The following is a 13,896-nucleotide window of genomic DNA, read 5'->3' on the forward strand; positions in this document are numbered from 1 at the left end:
CTCTCAATGGAAAAAAACGGTTTTTTACAACGAATCAAAAGTATTTTTGGAACACGTTCTGACGCAGAAAATACTGTAAAGGCAGGCGATGACGGAGCCAAATTAATTCTAAAAAAGGGAAATGATTTGGAGGATCAGGGTAGCTTTGATCTGGCCTTATCCACTTATGAGCATCTGTTGACTATCCATCCTCAAATGGCTAGAGCGCACCTGAATAAAGGTAATGTGCTCATGAAAATGGAGCGTTTTTCTGAGGCTCTATCATCATATAACGCAGCTATTGAACTTGACCCTTCTTATGCCGCAGCGCACTACAATAAAGGTAATGCGTTGGCAAAGCTTGAGAATACGCATGAAGCCATAGATGCTTATAACATTGCAATCAGATATAACCCTGTTTTCTTTCAGGCATTGGTAGCCAAAGGAAATATCCTGGTTGATGTAGATAAGCCTGAAGAGGCAATAGAGTGCTATGAGCAAGCATTAAAACTGAACCCACAATCGACAGACATTTATCGTAATCTGACGAGTGTGTTACTGCAACTGAAAAAGCATGATAAGTTTATTGAAATAATAAAGAATGCGATTAAGTCGAATCCTGACGATGCGAATTCATTTTTTTCCTTGGGAAATCTTTACCTGGCTAGCGGAGATATTGTTAATGCTCAGACAGCATTTCGTCAGATTGTAAAAATACCATCTGTTAGCGCTGAGTTGTTAAATGAGGTTGGACGTGAATTAAATAGCCAAGGCGATTATGTAAATGCAAAAAAATCTCTTTTACGTGCTTTAGCCAATGACGATAGCGTCGCTGATGCTCATAATAATTTGGGCTTAGCTTACTTGGGTTTATTGCAACTAGATGATGCATTAAAAAGTTTTAAGGCTGCTGTATTTTACTCAGGTAATACACCAGATTACTTTGTAAACATTGGAAATGTTTACGCTGCCCGTGGCGACCTTGATCGCGCGATTGAATCCACAAAAGAAGCATTAAAAATAAATCCTGAATTTTATCTGGCAGTCAACAATTTAGGATCTTATTATAAAGATAGCGGACAAATTGATAATGCGGTTGAAAGCTTCAAAAAATCAGTAGAGCTAAATCCAGAGTTTAATGGTGCATATAGTAATTATTTATTTTGTTTAAGTCATAAAACATCGGTGACTGCAAATGAATTATTTAATGAACATTGTTTATTTGGAACTCAATATGAAGCATCCCTTAGTGATAAGAAGTTTGAGTACGATAATACTGTTGATACTGAACGATTTTTAAAAATAGGTTTTGTGTCTGGAGACTTATTTAATCATGCTGTAGCGTCTTTTTTTGAACCAATTCTGGTATCACTCGCAAAAAAAACAAAATTACATATCTACGTGTATAGCAATAATCCTGTAGAGGATAACGTTACGCAACGGATGAAAGCGTATGTGCGCTCTTGGCTGAAAGTGGCTAATTTATCTGACGATAAGCTTGCAGAAATGATTCATGCCGATAAGATTGATATTCTGATTGATCTCTCCGGTCATACTGCATTGAATAGACTTCTGACGTTTGCAAGAAAGCCTGCCCCGATACAAGCAAGCTGGATCGGATATCCCGGGACAACGGGCCTGACATCGATGGATTATTACATCGGTGATCGTTACTTTATTCCGCCAGAAAAGGTAGCGCAGCAATTTGTCGAAAAGCTGGCAATTATTCCAATTTCAATTACGTTTCAGCCACAGCATGATGCTCCAGAGGTCAACGCTTTGCCTGCTTTAAGCAATGGCCACATAACGTTTGGTAGTTTTAACCGGATCGATAAGATCAATCGGGAAGTGATCGCGCTTTGGGGTAAATTATTGAGAGCGATACCAGAATCAACAATGATTTTTGGTGGATTACCCGCAAGAGAAAGTTGCCAGCAGTTGTTGACGTGGTTGGAGGAAGAAGGAATTTCTGAGGATAGATTGACGCTGTATCAGCGTACTAATATGCGAGACTACCTAGCACTTCATCACAAAGTTGATGTCTGCCTTGATACTTTTCCTTATACCGGTGGTACGACGACGAATCATGCATTGTGGATGGGTGTTCCCACGCTAACAATGATTGGCTCAACAATTTCAGGACGACAAGGAGCTAGCAATCTTTCCCATGTTGGTTTGCAGTCAATATTTGTTGCTGAAGGGCCTGACGATTTTGTCAGCAAGGGTAGTGCTATTGCCTTGCAACTTCGGGAACTGTCGGAAATTCGCATGGGATTACGACAACGCTTTCTTGATTCTGCCTTTTGTCAGCAGGGATTGGTTGCGGATTCTTTCGAATGCGCTTTACGACATATGTGGAAACGTTGGTGTGAAGATCAAGCACCTGCAACATTTGAAGTAGTTAAGAAAGATACTCATTTTGATATCAAGGAATTTATCTGATGCCGAAACATAGTGTCACCTCTATTTATGTGACCCGACCCGAGTTACCTCCTTTGGATGAATTTATTCCTTATCTGGAGAAGATGTGGGATAGCCGGATTTTGACTAATTGCGGACCATTTCATCAGCAGTTGGAGGCGGCTTTGTGTCAATACTTAGCGGTGCCCTATATCTCTTTGTTTGCCAATGCGACGATCGCTTTGCTCGCTGCGTTTAAAGCACTTCATATTGAAGGTGAAGTTATTACGACGCCTTATTCTTTCGTCGCCACTTCGCACGCGCTTCTGTGGAATGGCCTTACGCCAGTTTTTACAGATGTTGATCCGGTGACTTTAAATCTTGATCCTGACAAAATCGAGGCGGCGATTACTGAAAAGACCTCTGCGATCTTAGCTGTGCATTGCTATGGACATCCTTGTGACGTCGAAAAAATTCAGAAAATTGCTGATAAATATAAATTAAAAGTCATTTACGACGCTGCCCATGCATTTGGTGTTGTGGGAGATCATGGCAGTGTTCTGAATGAGGGGGACCTTTCCGTTCTGAGTTTCCATGCAACCAAAGTGTTTAATACATTTGAGGGGGGGGCGATTATTTCAGCCGATCCCGCAATGAAAAATCTGATTGATGATCTGAAAAATTTTGGGTTTGAGGATGAAGTCAGTGTGATTTCTACAGGAATCAACGGCAAGATGAGCGAAATGAACGCTGCGCTTGGCCTGCTGCAATTAAAGTATGTTGATCAGGCAATTGTAAAGCGAGGACAAATTGATGCGCGTTACAGGGAAAAATTAAGTTCAATCAAGGGTGTCAGATGTCTGGATCGTAATGGACAACAACGCTCTAACTATTCATATTTTCCTGTGTTAATCGACGCTCACTTCCCCTTGAGCAGGGATGCACTGTATCTGAAATTGAAGTCTTTTAATATTCACCCTCGACGCTACTTTTATCCATTGATTTCTGAATTTGAGATGTACAGCAAACTGGCTTCCGCAGATAAAGCAGGCTTGCCCATTGCTCACCATGCCTCCGAAATGGTGCTTTGCTTACCTATTTATCCAGATTTATCATTGTCAGATGTCGACAATATTGTCGATATTATTGCTGATGTAACATAAGTTCAGATGATGTATCAATGCACTGCATATTGCTGATGCGCAACATATGCAAGGACAGATGAAGAGCGCCTCCAACTATTGACCAACCTAATTAATTGACAAGTGATTCATCAACATCGTTTTCCCATATTGCTACTGGCTATGGGCGTGGTAATTTCATTTCTGATTCCTTACCATCTACATCCACTTCGTTCTTACGTGAATGATGTGGCAATCATCGTTTCCTTCATTGTGGCGGGTGCCGTATTAGCGAGGGAAAATGCATTTTTCTGGCATGGACATGCAATAACAAAATTGTTTCTGAGCTTTCCTTTATTGATGTTGATTCAATATTTGTTTTTTCAACATCAATCTTGGGCAGATTTATTATTGCCAGTAGCTTATTTTTTTCTTGCTGCTTTAGCCGCTGTGATTGGTACGTCTCTCTCGCAGAGTAGAAAGGAGAGGGATCATTTGGCGCTGATGATGGCGAGTGCATTTTTTATCGCCAGCCTGTTGTCTGTGGTTATTCAAATTCTTCAGGTTTCTGGACTGTCTTTGGCACCTGTCGTAATGTACATGGGGAAAACAATGATTTTTCCTCGTCCTTACGGTAATATTGCGCAGCCTAATCAGCTCGCATTAATACTTTGCTTTGGCTTGGCGGGTATGATTTTTTTATATCGAGTACAGCGGTTATCCAACATACCGAGTGTTATCAGTGCAATCATGTTATTGCTCGGTTTGGTCATGACGCAATCACGCATAGGTTGGATTATCATTCCAGCCTATGCACTCCTCTTATTGCGCAAAGATGAGCATCCTAAGACTATTCCCAGCGCTATTTTGTTGGGCTATGTATGTCTCTATTTTTTTCTCGTATTTTTTGAGTCTCATATAGTTGGATTATTAGGATGGCAGGGGGGGTCTGTGATTGAGCGCATTGGTGGTGCCCGTTCAGAGCGCGCTGCTTTGTGGCAACAAGCGTGGCATATAGCATCGCATCACCCGTGGGTAGGGATTGGATGGTTTGGTTTTGGGGAAGAGCAGGTGCGTATTGCCGCTAATTTCCCCTCATCTACTTATGCTGAACACAGTCATAATGTGGCGTTGAATCTTGCAGCAGAAATGGGCTGGCCGTTCACTATTATTCTATTGGCATTTCTATCTTGGTGGGTATACCAAACATGCGTTTTGAGTGGGCAAAGTTTGGCTGTGCGTTTTGCCAGCTTTTGCTTATTGGCAGTCATGGTGCATAGCATGGTGGAGTTTCCACTTTGGTATGCCTATATTTTGTTACCTGTCGCTATGCTAATGGGTATGCTGCAACAAAATCGCTGGCCGGCAAACGGCGTGGTATTACCTTCAGTGTTGATTATCAGTGGAGCATTGATGACATTGGTGCTTATCGTGGTTTTGAGCTTGGATTATCGTCGAGTAGTGCAGGCATTTGATGTATTAAGATCTGAGGGGGCTAAAAATCAGAAATCGTTACAGCAACCTGCTATCACCATATTTCCCCAGTTTTACGATTATTTTAAATTGATGGGTATCGTTCCCGCAGAAGGGATGAATGACGATGAAATTGCTTTTATAGAGCGAGCTACGTACCGGTTTGGTTTTATGCATAATTTAAACAAACTAGCAGAGGTGTGTGTTCTGAATGGCCGACACGATCAAGCTATTCAGGTAATGCGGACATTACAACGCTTGCATCCAGATGGTTACCCTGAATATTTTGACTACTGGCGTGCTAAAGCAGAATTGGATCCGCGATATATGAATGTGTTTAAAAAAATGCTGCCACGTAACTCCCCATAAATTTTCTATTGACTCAATGCCACCAGAACCAAATGTTCTCTGGATTCATCCGTTACAAGAGACAGAAACTGTGGGCGGTCATTTTTACTGGTATTCACATGATCGTAAAAATGACTTTGACAAAAATGAGTAGCGCAACAGCACGCAGGGGAACGCATACTGAATTAGTTTTCCCCTGCATCATCAATCAGACTGATCCAGTCGCCAGATTTGCCCCCATGCTTCTCCATAACACGTATATCGCTCATTACCATCCCGCGATCAACCGCTTTGCACATATCATAAATGGTGAGTAAGCCTATCTGCGTGGCGGTGAGTGCTTCCATTTCGACGCCGGTTTTCCCGACGGTTTCTACCTGAACAATGCACTGAACCGAAGAGGTCTTTTCTGCAATGTTAAAATCCACATTGACTCTGGTAAGAGCGAGTGGATGGCATAGCGGAATCAGGTCACTGGTTCGTTTTGCTGCCATAATTGCAGCAATGCGCGCAATGCCAAGGACATCGCCTTTTTTTGCTGAGCCTTGTTGAATAATGGCGAGTGTCTCTGGTTTCATTCGTATATTCCCTGCCGCGATGGCAGTACGATGCGTGTCTTTTTTTTCTGCGACGTCGACCATATGTGCCTGACCTGTTTGGTTAAAATGTGTCAGACCAGAATTCGGGGCTTCAGTAGTCATATTTAGGGTGAAAAGTTGAAGATATTCGGAGTGTTTCCATTAACGGATCATGATAGCACCGCGGAATCAAAAAATAACCACATGAAGAAAAAGCTGTTCTGCTACGCTACGCTGACTTTCACTTTGTTAATGCCAGCATCATTTCTATCCGTGTCTGCAGCGCAAAATTTGCCGACCTTGGGCGATACTTCCCGTGAGGAGTTGTCGCCACTCATGGAACGTAAGTTGGGTGAGCAAATCATGAACAGCGTCCGACGTGACCCGGATTTCATGGATGATGGACCTGTTTCTGAATATCTGAACCGCTTAGGTAACAAAATGCTGGATGCGCGGCCTGATGCGAGGGGAGAGACGACCTATGATTTCGAATTTTTCGCAGTACGCGATCCGGTACTGAATGCATTTGCATTTCCAGGTGGATTTATCGGCTTTCACTCTGGCCTGATTTTAGCGGCGCAATCGGAATCCGAGCTTGCTTCAGTCATGGGGCATGAAATAGGGCATGTTGCGCAACGTCATATTGCCCGCATGCTGACCAGCCAGAAATTTGACTCTTATATTCCTTTAGCTGCATTGGCTCTGGCAGTGCTTGCTGCCCGTACCAGCCCTGACGCGGCAATGGCGGTTGCGATGGGCGGGCAGGGGTTGGCAATACAGCGCCAGCTCAATTTCAGTCGTGAAGCGGAACGGGAAGCTGACCGGGTTGGTTTTCAGATTTTAAATGACAGCGGTTTTGACACTGCTGGCATGGTGAGTTTTTTTGGTCGCTTACAAGCGTCTATGCGTAACTACACCGATAACGCACCAGCCTATCTGCGCAGCCATCCCTTAACCAGTGAACGGATCGCCGATATTCAGGCGAGAATGTTGGGGCAGCGCTACAGGCAGCGGGCAGATAGTCTGGAGTTTTACCTGACCAAGGCGCGAATCCGGGTGTTGCAGGATTCGACCATACAAGGCTTGATGGACGCGAAAGTATTCTTCGAAACACAAATCAGATCAGAGAAAGAAGAAGACAAAATTGCCGGCACTTATGGTCTCGCATTTGTTGCCTTTAAACAGCTGGATTTTGCCAAGGCCAGCACCTTGCTGGAACAAGCAAAGGGCAGACTTGAGAAATCGCAGGTCGATAAGACCATACTGAATTCCAGCAGTATGTTTGCCAGTCTGGCGATCGACATTCAACTGGGAAACAAGCAATTTGAACAGGCTGCAGCGAACGCAGAAAAGGCGATACAGCAGTTGCCTTTGTCGCGCGGTCTGGTGTACCAATATGTTGAGGCCTTATTGTCGGCTAAGAAAGATGAGGTTGCCGGTGCATACCTGCGGGATCAGGTTGTGATGTATCGGCAAGATGCAAAATTGCAGAATTTACTGGCAAAGGTCTACGCTGCCCAGGGTAAGCAAGCGCTGCAACATATTGCCCTGGCCGAAGCCTATGCGATTCAGGCGAATTGGAGAGCCGCGATGCAACAGCTGGATATCGCAAGACGTGAAAAGGACGCTCAATATTACGAGCAATCCGTCATTGATGCACGTGAACGAGAATGGTCGGTTTTACATAAAGAAGAACTTGTTGATGAAAAACGAAAAAAGATAGGGATATAAACGTCGTTTACGTTCTTGCTTACCTATGAATCATAATGAGCTAAAAATTACTAGGAGAACAGATGTGAAAGTCGGGATAATGCAGCCATATTTTTTGCCTTATGTCGGTTATTTTCAACTGATTAGCGCTGTCGATATATTTGTTCTTTATGATAATATCAAATACACAAAAAAAGGCTGGATCAACAGGAACCGGATGTTACGCAATAATCAGGAAGTAATTTTTTCTTTGCCACTCAAAAATGCATCTGACCAAACTTACATTGCCGATCGTTTGATCTCTGACGAATTTGATGGGCAAAAACTGTATCGGCAATTTGAGGCTGCATACAAAAAAGCGCCATATTTCTCTGCCGTACAACCTTTACTGCAAGAAATTTTAAGTAGCAAAGAAAAAAAATTATTTCAGTTTCTCTCCGCATCCATAAAAATCATATGCCGCTACTTAGAAATTTCCACACCTATTTTGACTTCTTCAGACTTTGAAAGTCAGCCTCAGCTCAGCAGTCAAGATCGTGTTATATCGATCTGCAAAGACTTACAGGCAACGCAATATATCAATCCTATTGGTGGTATCGCTCTGTACAGCAAAGTTGCATTTATGGAGCAAGGAATTGCACTACATTTTCTTCAATCGCGTTATCCTTCTTATACACAATTCGGTGCCGATTTTCTGCCTTGGTTATCAATAATTGATGTTTTAATGTTTAATTCCAGAGACAGTCTGATGTCTCAATTACCAACAGGGTTTGAGTTGATATAACTATGCTCCAATGGATCAAAAAAGGTAAGATATTTACTCCTCAGCAAGTGATTGGCCTGGATTGGCTGAAGGAGTTTGCGCAAGCACCCTCAACGCTTATTCTGGATGATGTCGTCAGAGTCTATTTTTCTTGTAGGCCATTGCCAGATGTGAACGGGCAGTATGTCAGTCATTCTGCTTTTGTCGATCTGGACAGAAAAAATTTATATAAAATTGTCCGCATTTCGGATCAACCGATACTTCCAATGGGAGATGTCGGTGCTTTTGACGAATTCGGTATCTATCCTGTATCTGTCATAAAAAAAAATCAAGGTTACATGGCCTATTATGCTGGATGGACCCGCTGTGAATCCGTTCCTTTCAATGTGGCGATTGGCTGTGCTGAGAGTGATGACGGAATGCATTTTAAAAAAATAGGATCTGGTCCTGTGTTGGGATATTCCCTTCATGAACCATTTGTCATTAGCGGACCTAAAATCCGCTATTTTAATGGCCGCTGGTATCTATTTTATATTGCTGGAACCAAGTGGAAGATCGTTGCAGGCAGACCCGAGCCAGTCTATAAAATCCGTATGGCAGTGTCTGACGATGGTTTAAATTGGGATAAAAATAATCGAGATCTGATTGAGAGCCGTATTGAGGACGACGAGGCTCAGGCAAGTCCGGATGTGATTTTCTCGAACGGGAAATACCATATGTTTTTTTGTTACAGACATAGTGAAAATTATCGAAGTAAAGAGTTTGGATACCGGATTGGTTATGCATCAAGTGAAAATTTGATTGACTGGACCAGAGATGACGAAAAAGCTGGGATCAATGTTTCCGATCATGGTTGGGATACTGAAATGGTCAGTTACCCACATGTTTTCGAACTAGATGGAAAAATCTATATGTTTTATCTTGGGGACCAGGTCGGAAAATTTGGTTTTGGTATGGCGGAGTTGGATGGAATATTAGGGTGAGACATGAGATGGCGTAAATTAGGAAAAATTTTTGATCCTACGCAACATCATGTTGTTGATAATGGAATCGGATTTGCTCAGTCGCCACAAACTTTGATATTTGACGACTTTGTCAGGATTTATTTTTCAACTCGCGTAGAAGATGCGTCAGGAAAATTTCTCAGCAAGATTGCGTTTGTAGATATGGATAAAACGCTGAGCACTGTTTTGCGTATTTCCAGTGATGATGTGATCGCCCCTGGGAAGCTAGGATGCTTTGATGAACATGGTATTTTCCCGATGAATGTGCTAAGGGTGGGGAAAGAAATTTATGCTTATACCTGCGGTTGGAGTCGGCGAGTGGCTGTTTCCGTCGAAACAGGAATTGGAATTGCTATTAGTCGAGATGATGGTTTAACTTTTCAGCGTGTAGGTGATGGCCCAATTCTGAGCAGTTCATTACACGAGGCTTGTCTGATTGGTGATGGTTTCGTACTAAAAAATAATGATCAGTTCCATATGTGGTACATTTTTGGTCGAAACTGGAAGCGGTACAGTGATAGCGCAGCACCTGAGCGTATATACAAGATTGGACATGCTGTTTCAGATGATGGCATTAACTGGCATAAAGACGGCGGGCACCAGATTATTCCTGATATTTTAGGGGAAGACGAATGCCAGGCATTACCAACAGTTTTGCAAATAGCCTCTCGATATCATATGTTTTTTTGTTATCGTGAGGCAACTGACTTTCGTACTAATAAGGCACGTGGTTACCGTCTCGGTCATGCTTGGTCAGATGATTTACAAACCTGGGAACGAGATGATCAGGCTTGCCCTTTACCAGGTGCTGCTGGAGAGTGGGATAGTGACATGCAATGTTACCCGCATATTTTCCAATGTGATGAAAAAATTTACCTGGCATATAACGGTAACCAATTTGGTAAATTTGGATTTGGAATAGCGCAACTTGAACTCTGACGAGCACTTGCAATTATCTATAAATGGGTCAACAGTTATGCAGGTGTTGGTGCATTTACATGCTTGTGATCGTTGTTTCATACCTCCGTTAAACAACCGGGTTGATTTATTGGAGTATGCGGAAAAAATAGCCTTGCGCGCGACCAGATTTGAGGCGTGGACCGGCGGAGAGTTATCTGCGCTGCTAGCTTGCTATACCAATGATCTTGCTCGTACAAATGCCTTTATTACTAGCGTCAGTGTCATTCCTGCGGCTCAGGGACAAGGGCTGGCTGATGCCTTGCTTACAGCTGCGATCAATTATGTTCGTGATCAGCGATTTGAGACAATTGAGCTGGAAGTCGCTAGTGAGAATGTCGCTGCGAGAAATTTGTATATCAAGGCTGGATTTTTCATGGTAAGCGAGCACAACGGCACTGAGACGATGAGACTAGCATTGCAAGAAAAATTTGAAAATGGCAATTTATGACGAGAAATTACAATCAAGAGACACAGGATGTTCAAGAAAGGCAGTACGCCTATAGCTTTGACTTTGATGTGATGCATCCATTCATGATCCGGACATTTTCCCCTTTTTTTAAAGTTGGGAAAATGCTGGAGTTGGGGAGCTATCAGGGGGCTTTCAGCTTGCGTTTGCTTGAACACTTTTCTTCTCTTACATGCGTGGAGGCGTCAGAAGATGCGATTCACATGGCTGCAAAGCGTCTAGAAGGTCGTGCCAAGATAATTCATTCCACTTTTGAAAGTCTTGTATTACCTGAAAAATTTGAGAATATAGTCATGACACATGTGCTGGAGCATCTCGATGATCCCGTTCGTGTTTTGAAGCGTGTCAATAATGAATGGCTTGCAGATCGTGGGCGCTTTTTATTAGCATGTCCAAATGCCAATGCTCCTTCACGACAAATTGCTGTCAAAATGGGATTGATTTCTCATAATGCCGCGGTCACGCCGGCCGAAGAAGTACATGGACATCGGCGAACGTATTCACTTAACACAATGGAAAGAGATGTTGTTGAGGCAGGCTTTCGAGTTGTTCACCGGACAGGTGTATTTTTTAAAGCTTTGGCTAATTTTCAATGGGATCGCTTATTGGCGACTGATGTAATATCTGCTGAGTATCTTGAGGGATGTTATCAACTCGGGCAACAATATCCAGATTTATGTTCCAGTATTGTTTTGGTTTGTGAGCGTCAATCGGAATGACTTGTGTGATTGCTGAATTCAGTTCTTATTAGTAATAGAAATTTCTTATGGAGTAAAGGTGCTTTCGCGTTCATCAGTAAGTTGAATTTTATTGCGATGTTTTTGCGCCTAGTAAGTTGTTTGTAATTTTAGACATCAGGTCTAGGATGAGCCTGGATACCGCAAAGTTGGCGTAAATTTTGTAGTTTGCCTTTTTTTAAAGGCATATTCAGTTCTTTGTAATGCAACATGAGATCGATCGGATTACTGCATTCATCCAGACAGCTGGTAAGCATTTCGTCATCAGCCGGCTTTGTTCCGCTCCAAATACAAGGTAATACTTCGACTAAATCTCTATCGTCGATTTGCGCCAGCCGATGACCAGACCTGAATACTATATTTCCTTCTTCAACTATATATGCATGGTCAATGTCAGTAAATGCTTCAGACGTTTGTGTCTGCATACCCAGTATGCCTGTACGTAAAATATACGGCGTCGTTTCCAAATCAACATATACTCGTTGAGGCCCATTCTGAAAAAACCAGCAGCCGCGTTCATCAACGGTGTAGTTGCGGTTGATGAAGTTGGTCAACGCAGAATGGCGGATGATGTCGCCCGGCAGATTCAGTGCCTGGCAGCGTGCATCGCGCATGCGCCAGTTACCGCGCGCATCCAATGCCAGCCAGCCATAACAATCGGGCACATCGGGCCACTTTGCCATTGCTGCTTTGACGATGTCATCCATGTGTCGCCTTGTCAAAAAAGTGAAGAATTTTTTGTGGCAGCCAGTCAAGCTGGCCGGGGATTTTTCCATTGACGAAACCGACGTGCCCGCCATGCTCAGGATAGTCGAGCTGCACACAATTCGCCGCATTCAAGGGCAGATACCGGCCTGGAAGAAACGGATCGTTTTTAGCATTCAGTACCAGCGTTGGAATAGTAATGTCGTTCAGCACATGTTTTGCACTGGCCCGGTGCCAGTAATCATCTGTATCCAGATAACCATGCAAGGGGGCGGTGACGACATTATCAAATTCGTATAAATTTTTTGCTTCAAGTAAGCGATTCCTGTCAAACAATCCCGGGAATTGTTCCAGTTTTTTTAAGCATTTGGGTTTCAGTGTTTTTAGAAACATGCGGGTGTACAGCATGTTGATGCCGCTGGATAATGATGCACCGCCTTGGGTCAGATCTAGTGGCGCAGAGACCGCGCAGGCGGCATGAATAATTTCTGCCTGCTGCTGCGACTCACCCAGCCAGCGTAACAGGGCATTGCCGCCCAAGGATACGCCAGCGACGAACAAGGGCGCGGCCGCATTTGTTTTCCGATGCTTTGCATGCAGGCGACGAATGACCCAGTCAAGTTCTTCGGCATCGCCGGAATGATAAAACCGTGGTGCCTGATTCAGTTCACCTGAACAACCGCGAAAGTGCGGAATCGCACCGGACCAGCCTCGTGCCTGAACTGCCGCCATCAGCGCGCGTGCATAGTGGCTATCGCTCGAGCCTTCCAGCCCATGAAACAAGACAACGAATGGTTGTCCCGCTTTGCCATCGATAAAGTCAACGTCGATGAAATCTTCATCTGGCGTCTGCCAGCGTTCACGGCGGAAGCTGACCACTGGTTTGCTGACGCACGTGGCCGGATAAATCGTTTGCAAATGACCGCCGGGTAGCCAGGCTGGAGCCAGATATTTCATCTCAATATTTCAATACAATTTCAATGCAGAACACTGGCTTTAAATAAATCCAGAGGTGCTTTGCCCGCTGCAACTGAGGCGTGATGCATGGTAATGCGCCAGCCGTGCGGTGTTTTGAGATAAACGTTAGTCGCCAGAATGTGAACTTCCGGCATCGCGTCGCTGGTTTTCGTGACTTGTTCAATCACGCTATGTACGGCTGTCGCCATCGTATGCGTGGCATGCAATTGTGTTGGATGAATCTGTACGCTACCCCTTTCAAAGATAGTCTCAAAAGATGTGCGTATCGCTGCATGCCCGATCAGGCGCGGAGCACCGGGGTGAATGCAGACGATTTCTTCGTCATCCGCCCAGAGCGCCATCAGTGCGTCGAGATCGGCGCGGGCGAGGGCGGCATAAAATGCTGCCTCGGCTTCATCTGCACTACCGTTAAATTGCTTTTTGGCTGGCATAGCTGATGGTGCTGATCAATGTCCTTTGAGGACAGTACCAGGCGCTAATTTATATTGCGTACCGCAGTATGAGCAGGTTGCTGAGCCGCTATGCGACAGATCCAGAAAAACGCGTGGATGTGAAGACCAGAGCGGCATCGCAGGGTTAGGGCAATAGGCAGGCAAATCTTTGGCTTGCAGCTCGACTACGTTATTCGCGGTGTTAGATGTGGTCATGATGATTCCATAAAGTTAAAACGCCAG

The 13,896-nt window shown here is 43.9% G+C and carries 14 protein-coding genes; 9 read left to right on the forward strand and 5 right to left on the reverse strand.

Annotated features, from left to right (window positions below):
• Positions 1 to 6 precede the first annotated feature (6 nt).
• From KDM87_RS04145 to KDM87_RS04155, 3 genes are all read left to right on the forward strand, one after another.
• Entirely contained in the window at positions 7 to 2,421 is a 2,415-nt protein-coding gene (locus KDM87_RS04145; protein ID WP_212677855.1) for a tetratricopeptide repeat protein, read from the forward strand.
• A complete protein-coding gene (locus KDM87_RS04150) occupies positions 2,421 to 3,542 on the forward strand; it encodes a DegT/DnrJ/EryC1/StrS family aminotransferase (protein ID WP_212677856.1) in 1,122 nt (373 codons plus the stop codon). Before KDM87_RS04145 ends, KDM87_RS04150 begins: the two co-directional genes overlap by 1 nt.
• 207 nt (positions 3,543 to 3,749) lie before the next feature.
• On the forward strand, positions 3,750 to 5,342 hold the full coding sequence (locus tag KDM87_RS04155) for a PglL family O-oligosaccharyltransferase (RefSeq protein ID WP_212677857.1): 1,593 nt from the start codon (positions 3,750 to 3,752) through the stop codon (positions 5,340 to 5,342).
• 164 nt (positions 5,343 to 5,506) lie between these two features.
• Here KDM87_RS04155 and moaC read toward each other — a convergent pair whose 3' ends face one another.
• The gene (gene moaC, locus KDM87_RS04160) at positions 5,507 to 6,022 is read right to left on the reverse strand and encodes a cyclic pyranopterin monophosphate synthase MoaC (protein ID WP_212677858.1); all 516 of its coding nucleotides are present in this window, start codon (positions 6,020 to 6,022) and stop codon (positions 5,507 to 5,509) included.
• Positions 6,023 to 6,103: 81 nt separating this feature from the next.
• Between moaC and KDM87_RS04165 the strand changes: the two genes are divergently transcribed.
• From KDM87_RS04165 to KDM87_RS04190, 6 genes are read left to right on the forward strand one after another with little or no spacing between them, the layout of a single operon-like run.
• Positions 6,104 to 7,630 (forward strand): M48 family metalloprotease, encoded by a 1,527-nt coding sequence (locus tag KDM87_RS04165; protein WP_212677859.1) that lies wholly within the window; start codon positions 6,104 to 6,106, stop codon positions 7,628 to 7,630.
• Positions 7,631 to 7,655: 25 nt separating this feature from the next.
• Positions 7,656 to 8,393, forward strand: a complete 738-nt coding sequence (locus KDM87_RS04170; RefSeq protein ID WP_230407563.1) for a WbqC family protein — start codon at positions 7,656 to 7,658, stop codon at positions 8,391 to 8,393.
• Positions 8,394 to 8,395: 2 nt separating this feature from the next.
• Positions 8,396 to 9,355: a glycoside hydrolase family protein gene (locus KDM87_RS04175; protein ID WP_212677860.1), complete on the forward strand. Its 960-nt coding sequence runs from the start codon at positions 8,396 to 8,398 to the stop codon at positions 9,353 to 9,355.
• Positions 9,356 to 9,358: 3 nt separating this feature from the next.
• Positions 9,359 to 10,315: a glycoside hydrolase family protein gene (locus KDM87_RS04180; RefSeq protein ID WP_212677861.1), complete on the forward strand. Its 957-nt coding sequence runs from the start codon at positions 9,359 to 9,361 to the stop codon at positions 10,313 to 10,315.
• Positions 10,305 to 10,784, forward strand: coding sequence for a GNAT family N-acetyltransferase (locus KDM87_RS04185; RefSeq protein WP_212677862.1), 480 nt, complete (start codon positions 10,305 to 10,307; stop codon positions 10,782 to 10,784). Before KDM87_RS04180 ends, KDM87_RS04185 begins: the two co-directional genes overlap by 11 nt.
• Positions 10,781 to 11,521 (forward strand): class I SAM-dependent methyltransferase, encoded by a 741-nt coding sequence (locus KDM87_RS04190; protein ID WP_212677863.1) that lies wholly within the window; start codon positions 10,781 to 10,783, stop codon positions 11,519 to 11,521. Before KDM87_RS04185 ends, KDM87_RS04190 begins: the two co-directional genes overlap by 4 nt.
• A 128-nt stretch (positions 11,522 to 11,649) precedes the next feature.
• On the opposite strand, the gene KDM87_RS04195 is transcribed toward KDM87_RS04190, so the two are convergent.
• Genes KDM87_RS04195 through KDM87_RS04210 form a run of 4 tightly spaced genes read right to left on the reverse strand, consistent with a single transcriptional unit; the run spans position 11,650 to position 13,869 of the window.
• Complete coding sequence (locus KDM87_RS04195) at positions 11,650 to 12,246, reverse strand: DUF2946 family protein (protein WP_212677864.1); 597 nt, start codon at positions 12,244 to 12,246, stop codon at positions 11,650 to 11,652.
• On the reverse strand, positions 12,239 to 13,201 hold the full coding sequence (locus KDM87_RS04200) for a YheT family hydrolase (protein ID WP_212677865.1): 963 nt from the start codon (positions 13,199 to 13,201) through the stop codon (positions 12,239 to 12,241). Before KDM87_RS04200 ends, KDM87_RS04195 begins: the two co-directional genes overlap by 8 nt.
• Positions 13,202 to 13,221: 20 nt before the next feature.
• A complete protein-coding gene (locus tag KDM87_RS04205) occupies positions 13,222 to 13,653 on the reverse strand; it encodes a YybH family protein (RefSeq protein ID WP_212677866.1) in 432 nt (143 codons plus the stop codon).
• Between the two features lie 15 nt (positions 13,654 to 13,668).
• Complete coding sequence (locus tag KDM87_RS04210) at positions 13,669 to 13,869, reverse strand: zinc-finger domain-containing protein (RefSeq protein ID WP_212677867.1); 201 nt, start codon at positions 13,867 to 13,869, stop codon at positions 13,669 to 13,671.
• Between the last annotated feature and the right edge of the window lie 27 nt (positions 13,870 to 13,896).

The sequence above is a fragment of the Cognatundibacterium rivi genome (assembly GCF_018139565.1).
GTDB classification, from domain to species: domain Bacteria; phylum Pseudomonadota; class Gammaproteobacteria; order Burkholderiales; family Burkholderiaceae_D; genus Undibacterium; species Undibacterium rivi.

Coding starts and splice junctions, on each gene's coding strand:
- KDM87_RS04210 (WP_212677867.1), bottom strand. CDS start 13,869: ATGACCACATCTAACACCGCGAATAACGTAGTCGAGCTGCAAGCCAAA.
- KDM87_RS04170 (WP_230407563.1), top strand. CDS start 7,656: ATGAATCATAATGAGCTAAAAATTACTAGGAGAACAGATGTGAAAGTC.
- moaC (WP_212677858.1), bottom strand. CDS start 6,022: ATGACTACTGAAGCCCCGAATTCTGGTCTGACACATTTTAACCAAACA.
- KDM87_RS04180 (WP_212677861.1), top strand. CDS start 9,359: ATGAGATGGCGTAAATTAGGAAAAATTTTTGATCCTACGCAACATCAT.
- KDM87_RS04165 (WP_212677859.1), top strand. CDS start 6,104: ATGAAGAAAAAGCTGTTCTGCTACGCTACGCTGACTTTCACTTTGTTA.
- KDM87_RS04195 (WP_212677864.1), bottom strand. CDS start 12,246: ATGGATGACATCGTCAAAGCAGCAATGGCAAAGTGGCCCGATGTGCCC.
- KDM87_RS04145 (WP_212677855.1), top strand. CDS start 7: ATGGAAAAAAACGGTTTTTTACAACGAATCAAAAGTATTTTTGGAACA.
- KDM87_RS04150 (WP_212677856.1), top strand. CDS start 2,421: ATGCCGAAACATAGTGTCACCTCTATTTATGTGACCCGACCCGAGTTA.
- KDM87_RS04200 (WP_212677865.1), bottom strand. CDS start 13,201: ATGAAATATCTGGCTCCAGCCTGGCTACCCGGCGGTCATTTGCAAACG.
- KDM87_RS04190 (WP_212677863.1), top strand. CDS start 10,781: ATGACGAGAAATTACAATCAAGAGACACAGGATGTTCAAGAAAGGCAG.
- KDM87_RS04175 (WP_212677860.1), top strand. CDS start 8,396: ATGCTCCAATGGATCAAAAAAGGTAAGATATTTACTCCTCAGCAAGTG.
- KDM87_RS04205 (WP_212677866.1), bottom strand. CDS start 13,653: ATGCCAGCCAAAAAGCAATTTAACGGTAGTGCAGATGAAGCCGAGGCA.